The organism is Cellulosimicrobium cellulans (assembly GCF_016921195.1).
Classification (GTDB): domain Bacteria; phylum Actinomycetota; class Actinomycetes; order Actinomycetales; family Cellulomonadaceae; genus Cellulosimicrobium; species Cellulosimicrobium cellulans_F.
Genome location: NZ_JAFGYF010000018.1, coordinates 19,542 through 33,803, shown reverse-complemented (window position 1 = coordinate 33,803; position 14,262 = coordinate 19,542). Strand labels below are relative to the sequence as shown.

14 protein-coding genes and 1 pseudogene are annotated in these 14,262 nt (G+C 77.0%); 13 read left to right on the top strand and 2 right to left on the bottom strand.

The features are described 5' to 3' along the window. The first annotated feature begins 4 nt into the window (after positions 1–4). From JN535_RS20055 to JN535_RS20035, 5 genes are all read left to right on the top strand, one after another. Positions 5–610, top strand: a complete 606-nt coding sequence (locus JN535_RS20055; protein ID WP_205207568.1) for a TetR/AcrR family transcriptional regulator — start codon at positions 5–7, stop codon at positions 608–610. 55 nt (positions 611–665) lie between these two features. Then, a complete protein-coding gene (locus JN535_RS20050; RefSeq protein WP_205207567.1) occupies positions 666–1,382 on the top strand; it encodes a DUF1345 domain-containing protein in 717 nt (238 codons plus the stop codon). A gap of 59 nt (positions 1,383–1,441) precedes the next feature. Further along, complete coding sequence (locus tag JN535_RS20045; protein WP_205207566.1) at positions 1,442–2,443, top strand: o-succinylbenzoate synthase; 1,002 nt, start codon at positions 1,442–1,444, stop codon at positions 2,441–2,443. Beyond that, positions 2,440–4,407 (top strand): 2-succinyl-5-enolpyruvyl-6-hydroxy-3-cyclohexene-1-carboxylic-acid synthase, encoded by a 1,968-nt coding sequence (gene menD / locus JN535_RS20040; RefSeq protein ID WP_205207565.1) that lies wholly within the window; start codon positions 2,440–2,442, stop codon positions 4,405–4,407. The genes JN535_RS20045 and menD overlap by 4 nt, the downstream gene beginning before the upstream one ends. Positions 4,408–4,504: 97 nt before the next feature. Further along, a complete protein-coding gene (locus tag JN535_RS20035; protein ID WP_205207564.1) occupies positions 4,505–6,061 on the top strand; it encodes a S1C family serine protease in 1,557 nt (518 codons plus the stop codon). A 361-nt stretch (positions 6,062–6,422) separates the two neighbouring features. Here JN535_RS20035 and JN535_RS21730 read toward each other — a convergent pair. Continuing rightward, a pseudogene (locus tag JN535_RS21730) lies at positions 6,423–6,854 on the bottom strand (GNAT family N-acetyltransferase); the annotation flags it as partial. Then, the gene (locus JN535_RS20030) at positions 6,761–8,137 is read right to left on the bottom strand and encodes an isochorismate synthase (RefSeq protein ID WP_205207563.1); all 1,377 of its coding nucleotides are present in this window, start codon (positions 8,135–8,137) and stop codon (positions 6,761–6,763) included. The pseudogene JN535_RS21730 and the gene JN535_RS20030, both read right to left, overlap by 94 nt. Positions 8,138–8,229: 92 nt before the next feature. Here JN535_RS20030 and JN535_RS20025 point away from each other — a divergent pair, with 92 nt between their 5' ends. The 8 genes from JN535_RS20025 (at position 8,230) to JN535_RS19990 (ending at position 14,182) form a co-directional block, all read left to right on the top strand. Beyond that, positions 8,230–8,925 carry a demethylmenaquinone methyltransferase gene (locus tag JN535_RS20025; RefSeq protein ID WP_205207562.1) on the top strand — a complete coding sequence of 232 codons (696 nt, stop codon included), beginning with the start codon at positions 8,230–8,232 and terminating at the stop codon, positions 8,923–8,925. A 140-nt stretch (positions 8,926–9,065) separates the two neighbouring features. Beyond that, positions 9,066–9,608 (top strand): alternate-type signal peptide domain-containing protein, encoded by a 543-nt coding sequence (locus JN535_RS20020; RefSeq protein WP_205207561.1) that lies wholly within the window; start codon positions 9,066–9,068, stop codon positions 9,606–9,608. A 121-nt stretch (positions 9,609–9,729) separates the two neighbouring features. Continuing rightward, positions 9,730–10,191 carry a hypothetical protein gene (locus tag JN535_RS20015; protein ID WP_205207560.1) on the top strand — a complete coding sequence of 154 codons (462 nt, stop codon included), beginning with the start codon at positions 9,730–9,732 and terminating at the stop codon, positions 10,189–10,191. Continuing rightward, positions 10,188–10,664, top strand: coding sequence for a hypothetical protein (locus tag JN535_RS20010; RefSeq protein ID WP_205207559.1), 477 nt, complete (start codon positions 10,188–10,190; stop codon positions 10,662–10,664). Before JN535_RS20015 ends, JN535_RS20010 begins: the two co-directional genes overlap by 4 nt. Further along, entirely contained in the window at positions 10,657–11,232 is a 576-nt protein-coding gene (locus JN535_RS20005) for a signal peptidase I (RefSeq protein WP_205207558.1), read from the top strand. Before JN535_RS20010 ends, JN535_RS20005 begins: the two co-directional genes overlap by 8 nt. Then, positions 11,229–11,912, top strand: a complete 684-nt coding sequence (locus JN535_RS20000; protein WP_205207557.1) for a hypothetical protein — start codon at positions 11,229–11,231, stop codon at positions 11,910–11,912. Before JN535_RS20005 ends, JN535_RS20000 begins: the two co-directional genes overlap by 4 nt. Before the next feature lie 79 nt (positions 11,913–11,991). Beyond that, a complete protein-coding gene (locus JN535_RS19995; RefSeq protein WP_205207556.1) occupies positions 11,992–12,570 on the top strand; it encodes a hypothetical protein in 579 nt (192 codons plus the stop codon). Between the two features lie 277 nt (positions 12,571–12,847). Then, positions 12,848–14,182: a geranylgeranyl reductase family protein gene (locus JN535_RS19990; RefSeq protein WP_307869029.1), complete on the top strand. Its 1,335-nt coding sequence runs from the start codon at positions 12,848–12,850 to the stop codon at positions 14,180–14,182. The last annotated feature ends 80 nt before the right edge of the window (positions 14,183–14,262 follow it).

Below are 14,262 nucleotides of genomic sequence, written 5' to 3'. Positions count from 1 at the left end.
ACCGATGCCGACCGAGACCGTCGACCCGCGGCCCGCGCCACGCCGTCAGGCGCGCGGGGTCGCGCGCCGTGACGCGATCGTGCGCGCCGCCGCCGACCTCATCCTCCAGGAGGGCCCGGCGGCGGTGACGCACCGGGCCGTCGCGGCGCGGGCCGACGTCCCGCTCGCCGCGACGACGTACTACTTCACCGGCCTCGACGACCTCATCGGCGCCGCCGGCGAGGTCGTCGTCGCGGGCTGGGCGGAGCACGCGCGGGGCGCGGTCGAGCGGGCCGCGCGCGGCGGGGACCGGGCCCGCGAGGACGCGCACGTGCTGGTCGACGCGGTCCTCCCACCCGGCGGGGAGAGCGAGCTGCGCGGGTTCTACGAGCACCTGGTGGGCGCGGGCCGCTATCCCGCGCTCGCCCGCGCCTACGGCGAGGGCCGGCAGGAGCTCGACGACGCCGTCGGGCACCTCCTCGTGGTCCGGGGCCTCGCGAGCGTCCCGCCCGGGCTGCTCATCGCCGTGGTGGACGGCGCCGCGGTGAGCGCGCTGAGCGAGGGTCGCGACGTGCGCGAGCTCGCCGTGCAGCTCGTCGGCGAGCTCGTGCGCCGGCCGCTCGCGAGCTGAGGGCCCGGACGCGGTCCCGCGACCACGGCGGACGTCCGCGGTAGCCTCGCGGGCCATGAGCCGTCGACCGTCCTCGCCCCGCACCGCGCTGCGCGACCGCCTGGTCCCGGAGAGCGTCCGCTCGCTCACGTCGACCGGCGTCGCGCTCGTGCTGGGGCCTCTCGCCGTCGTCCTCGCGGCGCGCCCGCTCGGGCTCGACGACGGCACCGCGCCCGTCGCGGCCGGCCTCCTCGTGTGGGTGGTGCTCTCCGGGACGTACTGCGCGCTCACGTGCGTGGCGTTCGCCGGGCGCCGTGGGCCCGCGCTCGAGCGGGCGCTCGTCGCCGCGCACCCCGAGGGCCGTGGCCGGGCGCACCGGTGGCTGCTGGGCGGCGGTTCCGCCGCCTGGTCGGTCCAGTTCGCGCTCATGGCGCTCCTCGTCGGGTTCGTGCTCGCCCAGGGCGTCGCCTGGGCGGACCTCCCCGTCATCACGGTGCTGGGCCTCGCGGTGATCGTCGTCTCGTGGGTGACCGTCCTCGTCTCCTACTCGGTGCACTACGCGCGGCGCGACGTCGCGGCGGGCGACGGGGGCTTCGCCTTCCCCGGGAGCGGCCCGCGCGCCTACGCCGACTACGTGTACCTCGCCGCGGGCGTGAGCACGACGTTCTCCACGGCCGACGTGACCGTGCTCGACACGGTGACGCGCCGCATGGTCACGACGCACACGGTCGTGGCGTTCGCGTTCAACGCGGTGATCGTCGCGCTCGTGGTCGCCGTGCTCGTCAGCGCCTGAGCGGCGCCCCGGCTCCCCGGGCGACGTGGGGGAGCGCGCGGTGGCCTAGCCTGGAACGCGTGCCCCGAGCCCGAGAGACCGTCGTCTACCGCACCCCTCTGACCACGCGGTTCCGCGGGCTCGACGCACGCGACGGCGTGCTGCTGCGCGGGGACGCGGGCTGGGGCGAGTTCTCCCCGTTCTGGGACTACGACGACGTCGAGTCGGCGTCCTGGCTGCGGGCCGCGCACGAGGCCGCGCACCAGGGCTGGCCCGACGCCGTGCGCGACCGCGTGCCCGTCAACGTCACCGTGCCCGCGGTCGGCCCCGACCGCGCGCGCGAGCTCGTCGCTGCGTCCGGGGGCTGCCGCACCGCGAAGGTCAAGGTCGCGCAGCGAGGGCCCGACGGCGCGCTCGAACCTCTGGGAGCCGAGGTCGCGCGGCTGGAGGCCGTGCGCGACGCGCTCGGGCCGGGCGGGCGCGTGCGCGTCGACGCGAACGGCGCGTGGGACGTCGACGAGGCGCTGCGCCGGCTCCCCGCGCTCGACCGCGCGGCGGGCGGGCTGGAGTACGTCGAGCAGCCGTGCGCGGACGTCGCCGGGCTGGCGGCGGTCCGGCGCGGGCAGCGGGGCGACACGGCCGTGCCCGTGGCCGCCGACGAGTCGATCCGTCGCGCCGCGGACCCCCTCGCCGTGGTGCGCGCCGACGCCGCCGACGTCGTCGTGCTGAAGGTGCAGCCGCTCGGGGGCGTGCGCGCGTGCCTCGACCTCGCCGAGCAGGTCGGGCTCCCCGTCGTCGTGTCCTCCGCGCTCGAGTCGTCGCTCGGCATCGCCGCGGGGGTCGCGCTCGCGGCGGCGCTCCCTGAGCTGCCCTACGCGTGCGGGCTCGCGACGGTGAACCTCTTCGTCGCCGACGTGGCCGACCCGCCGCTCGTGCCCGTCGACGGTGCGCTGCCCGTCGTCCGCCCCGAGCCCTCCACCTCGGCGCTCGCGGCCACCGCACCCGACGACGAGACCGACCGTCGCTGGCGCGAGCGGCTCGGCCGCGTCGCCGGCCTGGTGCTCGCGGGAGGTGCGCGATGAGCGCGCCCGGGGGCACGCCCGGCACCGGCACCCCGCCCCGCGGCTCGGGCCCCGACGCGCTGCTCGACGGCCTGGACGCGCAGCCGCCCGCGGTGCGCAGCGCGTTCGCGCTCGTGCACCGGCTGCTGCACGAGGGCGTCGCGGACGTCGTCCTCGCGCCCGGGTCGCGCAGCGCGCCGCTCGCCTACGCGCTCGCGGCGGCGTCCGACCTCGGGCACCTCACGCTGCACGTGCGGGTCGACGAGCGCGCGGCCGGCTTCCTCGCCGTCGGCCTCTCGCGCGGCGCGGGGCCGGTCGTGCGCGGCGGGGTCGCGCTGCCCCGGCCGGTCGCGGTCGTCACGACGTCCGGGACGGCCGTCGCGAACCTCCACCCCGCGGTGCTGGAGGCGCACCACACGGGCGTCCCGATCGTGCTCCTCACCGCCGACCGGCCGCACGAGCTGCGCGGCACGGGCGCGAACCAGACGACGCACCAGGCCGGGATCTTCGGGCCCGCGGTGCGGTTCGCGGCGGACGTCCCGGCGCCGGACGGCCGCGCGGGGGAGGTGCGCGACCTCCTCGCCGTCACGACGCGGGCCCTCGCCGAGGCGGTCGGCGCGCGCTCGGGGCACGCCGGCCCGGTGCACCTCGACCTCGCCTACCGCGAACCGCTCGTCCCCGACGCCGCGACGGTCACCGACGCCGCGACCGTTCTCCACGCTGCGACCGGCCGCGACGTGCGCGTCCCGGACGGCCCGGACCGGCGCGGCGTGCGCTCCGTCGTGCTGCCCGCCGTGGCGACGCCCGGTGACGTCGCGGCGCTCCGCGGCGCGCCCGTCGCGCCCGTCGTCGTGCCGGTCCCCGGCGGGCGCACCGTCGTCGTCGCGGGCGACGGCGCGGGCGGCGTCGCGCGCGACCTCGCCCAGGCGCGCGGCTGGCCGCTGCTCGCGGAGCCGTCCTCGGGAGCGGCGGACGGCCCGAACCTGGTCGTCGCGCACGCGCTCGTGCTCGGGGTCGACGAGCTCACGGACGACGTGGAGCACGTCGTCGTGCTCGGCCGGCCGACGCTCTCGCGGCCCGTGCAGCGCCTGCTCGGGCGGCCCGAGGTCGAGGTGAGCGTCGTCGCGCCGGGCTCCGGCCCGTGGCCCGACGCCGCGCGCAACGCGTCGACGGTCCTGACGGCGGTCCCCGCGCGATGGCTCGACCCGCGCCCGGGCGCCCTGGACCCGTCCGGGCCCGCGCCCGGGACTGCGCCCGGCCGCGCGACCGACCCGAGGTGGCTCGCGCGCTGGCGCGCGGCGTCGGCCGCGACCGCGGAGGTCGTCGCCGCGGCGACCGACGGGACGCTGACCGACGGCCCGAGCGTCGCGCGCGCCGTCGTCGCATCGTGCGAGCCGGACGACCTCCTCGTGGTCGGGTCCTCCAACCCCGTGCGCGACCTGAGCCTCGTGCTCGGGCTCGACCCCGGGTCGCCGCGGGTCCTCGCCAACCGCGGGCTCGCCGGGATCGACGGCACCGTGTCGACCGCGCTCGGCGCCGCGGTCGCCGCCGGGCGCCCCCACCGGCGCACGCGCGCGCTGCTCGGCGACCTCACGTTCCTCCACGACGCGGGCGGCCTGCTGCGCGGTCCGCACGAGCCCCACGTCGACCTCCAGCTCGTCGTCGTGAACGACGACGGCGGCTCCATCTTCACGGGCCTCGAACCGGGCGGCCTGGGGGAGACGTCGGCGGCGGCGAGCCGCACGTTCGAGCGGGTGTTCGCGACGCCGCACGGCGCCAACCTCGCCCAGCTCTGCGCCGGGTACGGCGTGGACCACCAGCTCGTGCAGGACGTCCCCTCGCTGCGGCACGCGCTCGCGGCACCGAGCCACGGCGTCCAGGTGCTCGAGGTGCGCGTGTCCCGGGCGGAGCGGCGGCGGGCCGGTCTGCGCCTGGGAGAGCAGGTGCGCGAGGCGGTCCGTGCGGCGCTCGTGGAGGACCGCTGACGGCGCCGACCAGAACTCGCAGCGAACTCCCAGGCTCGTTCAAGGCTCGTTCAAGCGCGGTCGTGTGAAGTAGTGGGCAGAACCGAGGAGGCCCACCATGACCAACACCCCGGGCACCGAGCCCACCCCCACCACGCCGGCCCCCGACGCGCCCGCGTCGACGCCGACCGCCACGACGCCGACCGCCACGACGCAGCCGCTCGAGGCGCCGCAGCACGTGCAGCACCTCGCCACGCCGCAGCCGGCTCCCACGGCGCACGCCGCGGCGACGCCGATGCCGAACCCGTACGCACGCCCCGCGCAGACCGGGCCGCACGCGCCGTCCGGGAGCTTCGGGCCCCCGCCCGCGCCGCCGGCCCCGTCCGCGCAGGGCGAGGCGGACGCCCCGAAGCGCCGGCGCACGTGGGTGCCCGTCGTGAGCGCCGCCGCCGCGGCGGCGGTCCTCGCGAGCGTGGGGACGGCGGGCCTGACCGGCGCTCTCGCCCAGGACCAGGGCTCCGCCTCGCTCGCGGACGTCGGTCAGCAGCAGGAGGCCACGGCCGCGCCGGTGTCCGACTCGTCGTCCCAGAACCCCGACTGGGAAGCCGTGACGAAGGCCGTCGCGCCGTCCGTCGTCGCGATCCAGGTGCAGACCTCGCAGGGCGGCGCCGAGGGGTCGGGCGTCATCATCGACGACCAGGGCCACGTCGTGACCAACAACCACGTCGTGTCCGGTGCGGAGAACGACACCGTCCAGGTGACGCTCAGCGACGGGCGCCTCTTCGAGGCGAAGATCGTCGGGCTCGACCCGGCGACCGACCTCGCCGTCGTGCAGCTCGTGGACGCGCCCGACGACCTCCAGCCCGCGACGCTCGGCGACTCCGACGACGTGAGCGTCGGCGAGTCCGTCCTCGCGGTCGGCAACCCGCTCGGCCTCGCCAACACGGCGACGACCGGCATCGTGTCGGCGGTCGACCGCCCGGTCTCCGCGTCGGGCGAGGACGGCGGCACCTCCGTCGTGACGAACGCCATCCAGATCGACGCCGCGATCAACCCCGGCAACTCCGGCGGTCCGCTGTTCGACGCGCAGGGTCGCGTCATCGGCATCACGTCGTCGATCGCGACGCTGTCGGGCGGCGGCGCCCAGTCCGGCTCCATCGGCCTCGGGTTCGCCATCCCGGTGAACCTCGCGAAGTCGATCGGGCAGCAGCTCATCGAGAACGGCAGCGCGGAGCACGCGTTCCTCGGGGTGACGCTCGCGGACGCCACGGCGACCGCCGACGGCGTCACGCGACGCGGTGCCGAGGTCCAGGAGGTGACCGACGGGTCGCCGGCCGCCGAGGCCGGCATCCGGTCCGGTGACGTGATCGTCGCGATCGACGGTCACGCGGTCGGCGGCGCCGAGTCGCTCACCGCGTTCGTCCGCGAGCGCGCCGCGGGCGCGAAGTCCACGCTGACCGTCGTGCGCGACGGGAAGACGACCGAGCTCGACGTCACGCTCGCGACGCGTCCTGCGGACGACGAGAGCCAGGGGTCCCAGGACGGTCAGGGGCAGCTCCCCGGCCAGGGCGAGCAGGGCGGCCAGCAGGGCGGCGACCAGGGTCAGCAGACCGACCCGACCGACCCGGGCAACGTGCCGAACCCGTTCGACTGGTTCTTCGGCGGCCAGGGCTGACCTGACGGACGCCCCGCGAGGGGCGCCCACGATCTGCGGGGGCGGGTCGTCGCGCCGGCACGCGCGACCCGCACCCCGCCCTGTGTCCCGTCGCGACCTCTGACCGCGGCGGGCGGATGACCGGTCCCGCGACGTCCCCGCGCGGGCCGGGCCATCGCACCGAGCGGCCGGCACGGATCTCCGTGCCGGCCGCTCGTCGTCGGTGCGGGCCCGTGCTCAGTCGGTCGGGGGCGGCGCTCGGTGCCCACGGCGCGCCGCCCGCGACCTCGGACGGCACGACAGGTGCCCCTACGCGCTTGGTGAGGAACCCCGCCGTCCCGGCGTAGCCGCCGGAGACGGAGAACTCCTCGGAGAGCCCGGTCGCGAGGCTGATGCGGCGCGCACCGACGTCGGCGGCCCAGTCCTCCGCGCTCGCGAGGAGGAGGTGGCCCACGCCCCGGCGGCGGTGCGCCGGGAGGACCGCGACCTCCTCGACCCGGCACACGACGCCGTTGGACGCGAACGTCAGGTGCCGGTTCGCGAGCAGGTAGCCCACGATGCCGTGGTCCGCGAGCTCGGCGACCGCGAAGTAGGTGTCGAGCGCGGCGAGCAGAGGAATCGGACACCAGCCGAACCTCGCAGCGCGGGGCGTGCCCGGGCCGGGTGTCCCGGGTGACGGTCGGGAGTCAGCGGAGGTGACGTTCCGGGCCCGGTGCCGGGTCAGGACCCGCCGAGCGCGTAGCGCATCGGCTCGAGCTTCGCCTCGGACTCGGCGACCTCGGCCGCCGGGTCGGACGCGGCGACGATGCCGCACCCGGCGAAGAGCCGGACCGAGCGCGGGTCCGTCGCCGAGAGCTCCGCCGAGCGCAGCGCGATGCCCCACTCGCCGTCGCCGTCCGCGCCGAGCCACCCGACGGGCCCGGCGTACCGCCCGCGGTCCATGCCCTCGATCTCCCGGATCAGGTCCCGCGCGACGCTCGTCGGGGTCCCGCACACGGCCGCCGACGGGTGCAGCGCGGCGGCGAGCGCGAGGCTCGTGGGCCCCGCCGCCGCACCGCCCGACGAGCCCGGGACGACGGCGCCGCGGGCGAGGACCGCGGTCACGTCCGACGCGAGGTGCATGACGTTCGGCAGGTGCAGGACGAAGGGCGCGTCGGGGACGTTCATCGACGAGCAGAACGGGGCGAGAGCCTGCGCGACCGACCGCACGGCGTACTCGTGCTCCTCGAGGTCCTTCGACGACCGGGCGAGCTGGGCGGCGCGCAGGAGCGCCTCGTCGTCCGAGAGCCCGCCACGGCGGATCGTCCCCGCGAGCACGCGCGACGTGACGAGGCCCTTCTCGCTGCGGACGAGGAGCTCGGGGGTCGCGCCGACCAGGCCGTCGACGGAGAAGGTCCAGCACGCCTCGTAGGCGGACGCCAGGCGAGCGAGCAGCCAGCGCGGGTCGACCGGCTCGGCCGTGTGCGCGACGACGTCCCGCGCCAGGACCACCTTCTCGAGCGCGCCCGAGCGGATGCGCTCGACGCCCTCCGCCACGACCGCCGCCCAGTCGTCCGCCCGCAGCGCGCCGTCGTGCCACGCCACGTCGCCCGGGGCGGTCACGGGGGCGCGGGGCGTGCGCCGCAGGGCGTCCGCGGGCGAGGACGAGAGCGAGCCGGCGGTGTCGACCGTCGTGAGCCACGCGTGACCGTCGCGCCGCCCGACGACGACGCGCGGCACGACGAGCACCCCGCCCGCGCGGACCGGGTCGTGGGCGTCGTCGCCGGGGGCGGAGTCGTCGAACGCGAAGGACCCGAACGCCACCGGGCCCGTCCCGGGGAGACCGACCTCGTCCCGCACGACGGCGCGCGCGAGCGTCTCGTGCCACGCCGCCTCGGCGTCGGCGAACCGGCCGGGGCCCCAGGTCTCGAGGCGCAGCGCCTCGCCCCAGCCCACGATCCCGTCGCCGCGGCGCACCCAGGCGAGGGGCCGTGCGTCGGGCAGGAGGTCGACGAGGGCGTCCAGACCGCCGGGGAGGTCGGGGACCGGGGTGGTCCTCACGACGATGCTCGGCCTGGGGTGGGGCTGTGCGGCCGTGGCCGACGGTTCTGCAGTCATCGCCTCCCAGCGTAAGCCGCGCGCGCGGGTGCGCCCTGCGGTGCGGGGTCCGGGTGCGGCCCGTCGCCCGCGGACGTGGAAGCATGGGCGGCATGCCCCGCGCCAACCTGGACAAGAAGCCCTCCGAGGTCGCGTCGATGTTCGACGGCATCGCCTCGCGCTACGACCTGACGAACGACCTCCTGTCGCTCGGGCAGGACCGCGCGTGGCGCCGGGCGACGGTGCGCGCGGTCGGCGCGCTGCCGGGCGAGAAGGTCCTCGACCTCGCGGCCGGGACGGGGACGTCGTCCGAGCCGTTCGCCGACGACGGGGTGCGCGTCGTGCCGTGCGACTTCTCGCTCGGGATGCTCCAGGTCGGCAAGGAGCGCCGGCCCGACCTCCCGTTCGTCGCGGGCGACGCGACGCACCTGCCGTTCGCCGACGGCACGTTCGACGCGGTGACGATCTCGTTCGGGCTGCGCAACGTGGTCGACACCGAGGGCGCGCTGCGCGAGATGCTGCGCGTCGTGCGGCCGGGTGGTCGCGTGGTGATCTGCGAGTTCTCGACGCCGACCTGGGCGCCGTTCCGCGTCGTGTACCAGGAGTACCTCGTGCAGGCCCTGCCCCGCATCGCCGCCGCGGTCACGCGCGAGGGCGGGTCGTACCAGTACCTCGCGGAGTCGATCGCGGCCTGGCCCGACCAGGTCCGGCTCGGCCGGCTCCTGCTCCGCGCGGGCTGGGAGAAGGTCGCCTACCGCAACCTCTCCGGGGGGATCGTCGCGCTCCACCGCGGCACGCGCCCCGCCTGACGGCGCCGTCGTCCGCGCCGGGCCGACGGGGATTTCACCCGGCCCGCCCGGCGTCTGGGCGAGCCGTCCCGCGGCACCCGACCTACGGTCGGGGCAGAGCGCGGCCGACGGGGCCGCGCGCGGCATGACAGGGGCAGGACATGGAACGTCTGACCAAGGGTGCGCTGGCGATCGGGGCGGGGGCGCTCCTCCTCCTCGGCGGGGCCGGGACCTACGCGCTGTGGTCCGACTCGCAGGCCGTCGCCGAGTCGGGGGAGATCAGCTCGGGTGACCTCGACCTCGCGCTGGGCACCGCGGCCTGGACGCTCAACGGGACGACGGTCGCAGACGTCACCGCCGTCCGCATCGTCCCGGGCGACGTGCTGGCCCTCAGCCAGCCGATCACCGTGACCGCGATCGGCGACTCGCTCCAGGCGACGCTCGCCGTCAGCGGCACGGACGGCCTCACGGGGGACCAGGCGCTCCTCGACGCGCTCGACGTGACGTTCGCGCTCGACGGCCCGCCGTCGTGGGCGACGCCCAACGGGGACGGCACGTTCGAGGTCGCGCCGTCCACGGCTGCGTACCCGGCGGTCGACGCCGACGTCACCCTGACGTTCGACGCCGCCACGCCCGACCAGGTCGCGACGAGCTCCGTGGTGAACCTGTCGAGCCTGACGTTCACGCTCGAGCAGCACCTCTGAGAGGCCCGCGGTGGGCGTCGAGCTCTCCCGCCGCCGCGCCCGCACCCCGGTCCCGCGTCCTGACGCGGGAGCCGATCGCCGCGGCGAGCCGGGCCGTGCCGCGCGCGCACGGCGAGGTGCCGTGCGCGCCGTCGTCGTGCTCGTGCTCGCCGCGCTGCCGCTCTCCGCGGGTGCGGCGTGGGCCACGTGGTCCGCGTCGCAGGCGGTGAGCGGCGCGCAGGTGCGGTCGGGGTCGTTCGGCGTCCAGACGTCGTGGCAGACCGTCCCCGACCTGGCAGGGATGCTGCCGGGCCAGTCCCGCGACGGTGTGGTCGCCGTGACGCACACCGGCGACGGGACGTGGCGGTACCGGCTCGCGGTGGCGTACGACGGCGTCGTGCGGCCGACCGTCGCGTTCTACCCGGGGGCCACGTGCACCGGGACCGCTCTTCCGGCCGGGACGCTCAGCCCGCAGACGTACGCGCGCGGCGCGACGACCCAGGTGTGCGTCCGCTACACGCTGCCCGCGGGGAGCCCGGGCGACTGGCAGGGGCAGAGCGGGCAGGTCGCGGTGACGGTCACGCTCGAGAGCAGGCCGTCGTGACGCGCCGCGCTCGGCTCCGGGTCGTCGCCGCGCTGGCCGTGGTGCTCGCGCTCGTCGGCGCGCCGGCCGTGGCGTGGTGGACGGCGAGCGCGTCGCTGTCGACGACCGTGTCGGCGGGGACGGTCCCGGCCCCGACCGGGACGACGTGCACCACCACGGGGACGACCCTCAATCGCAGCGCGACCGTCCGGTGGACGGCGCCGACTCCCGCTCCCGCGCGCTACCGCGTCACGATCGCGGGAGGCGGGCAGTCGACGACGACCGAGACCACGGCGACGCAGCTCGTCGTCACCGAGTCCCTGCTCGGTGGGCTCCTCCAGTCGATCCTCGACCTGCTGCTCGGCGGGACGGTGCTGCAGGTCGGCGTGCAGTCGGTGCACGACTCCGGGTGGGTCTCGGCCCCGGGCGGCGCGGTCGCGGTCCGTGGTGCGCTCGTCGCGGGGACCGGGCTGTCGGGGGTCTCCTGTGCCTGAGCGGCGGCACGCCAGGGACGGGGCCCGGCGGCACGGGCCGCTCGCCCGGGCGCTCGGCGCGCTCGCGCTGGCGTGCGCGGTCGTGCTCGCGCTCGTCGGGGTCGTGGTGCCGCTCGTGCTGGGAGCGACGCCGTACACGGTGCTCACCGGGTCCATGCGCCCCACCTACCCGCCCGGCACGATGGTCGTCGTGCGGCCGGTCGCGGTCGAGCGCGTCGTCCCGGGCGACGTCGTCACCTACCAGCTCGCGTCGGGCCGGCCGGAGGTCGTCACGCACCGGGTCGTCGCCGTCGGCGTCGGGGCGGGCGACGAGCGCGTCCTGACGACCCGGGGTGACGCCAACGCGGCCCCCGACCCCGAACCGGTCCGACCCGTGCAGGTGCGCGGGACGGTCGTCTACGCGGTCCCGCTGCTCGGGTGGGTGAGCTCCGCGGTCTCGGGGGACACACGCCGCACCGTCGCCGTCGTGGCTGCCGCCGGGCTCCTCGCCTGGGGCGCCTGGCAGGTCGTGGCCGGGCTGCGCGAGCGCGGCCGGCGTGGGCGGTCGCCCTCGGCGGTGGCGACGTGACCCGGGGTCCGGGGCGGACGACGCACCGCGCGCTCGCCGGGGTGCTGCTCGCGGTCCTGCTCGCTGGGTCGGGGGCGCCTGCCGCGGCGGCGGCCGACACGGCGCCGGGGGGCGACGAGGCGCTCCGGCTGAGCACGGACGGCGCGACGTGGGCGACGCAGCTGCCCGCGTCCCTCTTCGGGCCGGACGCGCTGGTCGTGCCGGGTTCGACGGTCGAGCGCGACCTGTGGGTCCGCAACGACGGCCCGACGGCGGCACGCGTCCTCGTGGACCTCGCCGACGACGTGGACCCCACCGCCGGGGGCGCGGGGCTCGGCGCGTGGCTCGACGTCCGCCTGGACGGCGCCGAGCCGGACGCCGCGACCTGGGCGGGACCCGTCCTCGACCCCGGCGAGGCGGCCCGCGTGGAGGTGGGCGTCGCGATGTCGGCGGACGCGCCGTCCTCCACGCGCCGCTCGGTCGCCGGGGTCCTGGAGGCGGTGCACCTCGTCGGCGTCGCGGACGCCGTCCGACCGCCCGCCGGGCAGCCCCCGACCGGTCCGGGCCTGGCGCGCACCGGGGCCGACGCCTGGTGGCTCGCCGTCGCCGCGGTGCTCGCCACCGGCACCGGCGTGCTGCTCGGTCGTCTCGGCAGGAAGTTCTCAGCCGCGTCCGAGGGAGGTCCCAGGCTGCGCTCCTAACGTCCGGTGGCGCGCGGGGCGGTCCCGCGCCGCCGCGCCGGCACGGTCGCCGGGCGACGCCCGTGCGAAGGGAGCCCGAATGTCCGCCACGCCCACGACCCCCGCACCGCTCTCGCGCGCAGGGCACCGCGCGCGAGCGTCGGCCGCAGAGGACGGCGAACGACGCGCCCGGGTCAAGGCCGCCGCGGTCGACCTGGCGGCCCACCTGCGCGCCCACGGCGCCCGCACGTCGCTCGGCAAGCTCACCCCGCGGCGGGGCACGGTCGCCGTCCGGCAGGACGCGCGGCCGCGCGTGCTCGTCGAGGTGCGCGTGACCGATGACGGCACGCCCCTCTACTCGGTCCCCGCGCCCGGCGCCGGCGCGCGCGGGGACGACGTCATGACCGCGGTCGACGTCGTGAGCGTCCGCCGGGCGGTCCTCGCGCCGCGCCGGCCCTGGGGGAGCATCGGCGTGGCCGTGCTCGTGGTCGTCGCGTGGGTCCTCGCCGGGTCGGCCGTCGCCGTGCTCACGGACGAGGTGCACTGGGCGACGCTCGGAGCGCTCGTCGGCGCGGGCACGGTCGTCACGCTCCTCGTCGCGCTGGTCGCGTCCCGCGCGCGGCTGCGCCGTCGCGAGCGTCGCGCGCGCGAGCTGCTCGGCGGGCGAGGGCGACGGTGACCTGCGGCGACGTCGGGGAGCGGGCAGCCGGGAGCCGGGGCGGACGCGCGGGAGGCTAGGCGATCGGGCGGCCGGCACCCTTGCCCGGTCGTCCCGAGCCACAGGGTCGGGAGCCGGCGCACGGGAGGACCTTCGTCACAGGATCTCCCAGGGAAGGGTCACCTTGCTACACATCTCGCGCCGGGAGTGACTAGAGTGGCGATGTCCATTGTGACCGACTTCACAAGGACCGTGGATGCGCCGTGTCCCAGCCCGGGGCACGGTGGACCACCACGAGGTGACCCGACGACCGGACGGTGAGGTGAGCACGGTGGGCGCGAGGCTCGACGACGCCGACGTCATCGTCGTCGGTGCGGGTCCGGCAGGCTCTGCGGCAGCCCACTACTGCGCCGCGGCCGGGCTGAGCGTCCTCCTGCTCGAGAAGTCCTCGTTCCCCCGCGACAAGATCTGCGGCGACGGCCTGACGCCGCGTGCCGTGGCGGAGCTCGTGCGCATGGGCGTCCCCACGCGCGCCGAGGACGGCTGGATCCGCAACCGCGGGCTGCGCGTCGTCGCGAGCGGCCGCTCCTGGGAGCTCGCGTGGCCGGACCTCGCGTCGTACCCGAGCTACGGCATGGCCCGCGCGCGCCACTCGTTCGACCGCACGCTCGCCGAGCACGCGCAGCGCACGGGCGCCAAGCTGCTCGAGCGCACGGCCGTCACCGGTCCCGTCCTCGACGAGCGCACGGGCCGCGTCGTCGGCGTGACCGCGCGCCCCGTGGACGAGAAGGGCCGGCGCGCCGGAGAAGAGGTCACGTACCGCGCGCCCGTCGTCATCGCCGCCGACGGCGTCTCGTCGCGCTTCGCGCTCGCGCTCGGCCTCGCGCGGCGCGAGGACCGCCCGATCGGCGTCGCCGTCCGCACCTACTTCCGCACGCCCCGCCACGACGACCCGTGGATGGAGTCCCACCTCGAGCTGTGGGAGGGCACGCCCCGCGAGTCGAACCTCCTGCCGGGCTACGGATGGATCTTCTCGCTCGGCGACGGCACGGCGAACGTCGGCCTCGGCTCGGTGAGCTCGACGCCCGCGCGCCAGTCCGCGGCCAACGTCGACTACAAGGACCTCTTCGCCACGTGGATGCGCAACGCGCCCGCCGAGTGGGAGTTCACGGAGGAGAACCGGCTCGCCCCGGTGCGCGGCGCGGCGCTGCCCATGGGCTTCAACCGCACGCCGCTGTACACGCGCGGCGTGCTCCTCGTGGGCGACTCGGGCGGCATGGTGAGCCCGTTCAACGGCGAGGGCATCGCGTACGCGATGCAGGCCGGGCGGGCGGCGGCCGACGTCGTCGCGCAGTCGCGCGTGCGTCTCACCGACTCGGGCCGTGAGCGCGCGCTCCAGACGTACCCGCGGATCATGCGCCGCGAGCTCGGCGGCTACTACACGCTCGGCAGGTACTTCGTGAAGCTCATCGAGCACCCCGAGATCATGCGGATCTGCACGCGCTACGGGCTCCCGCGCCCGGTCGTCATGCGGTTCGTCCTCAAGCTCCTGTCCGACTGCTACGAGCCCCGCGGAGGCGACTGGGTCGACCGCGTCATCGCGGGGCTGACGAGGGTGGTGCCATCGTCATGAGCCCACGAGGTGGGCCGGCAACGACGCCGGCACTCGCTCCACCTGCAGGTCTTCCCGGGCACCGCCCGGGCGTTCCCGTC

What these genes read in the sequence shown, in the direction of transcription:
- JN535_RS20055 (WP_205207568.1), top strand. Translation starts at nt 5, where the DNA reads ATGCCGACCGAGACCGTCGACCCGCGGCCCGCGCCACGCCGTCAGGCG.
- JN535_RS20050 (WP_205207567.1), top strand. Translation starts at nt 666, where the DNA reads ATGAGCCGTCGACCGTCCTCGCCCCGCACCGCGCTGCGCGACCGCCTG.
- menD (WP_205207565.1), top strand. Translation starts at nt 2,440, where the DNA reads ATGAGCGCGCCCGGGGGCACGCCCGGCACCGGCACCCCGCCCCGCGGC.
- JN535_RS20035 (WP_205207564.1), top strand. Translation starts at nt 4,505, where the DNA reads ATGACCAACACCCCGGGCACCGAGCCCACCCCCACCACGCCGGCCCCC.
- JN535_RS20030 (WP_205207563.1), bottom strand. Translation starts at nt 8,137, where the DNA reads ATGACTGCAGAACCGTCGGCCACGGCCGCACAGCCCCACCCCAGGCCG.
- JN535_RS20025 (WP_205207562.1), top strand. Translation starts at nt 8,230, where the DNA reads ATGCCCCGCGCCAACCTGGACAAGAAGCCCTCCGAGGTCGCGTCGATG.
- JN535_RS20020 (WP_205207561.1), top strand. Translation starts at nt 9,066, where the DNA reads ATGGAACGTCTGACCAAGGGTGCGCTGGCGATCGGGGCGGGGGCGCTC.
- JN535_RS19995 (WP_205207556.1), top strand. Translation starts at nt 11,992, where the DNA reads ATGTCCGCCACGCCCACGACCCCCGCACCGCTCTCGCGCGCAGGGCAC.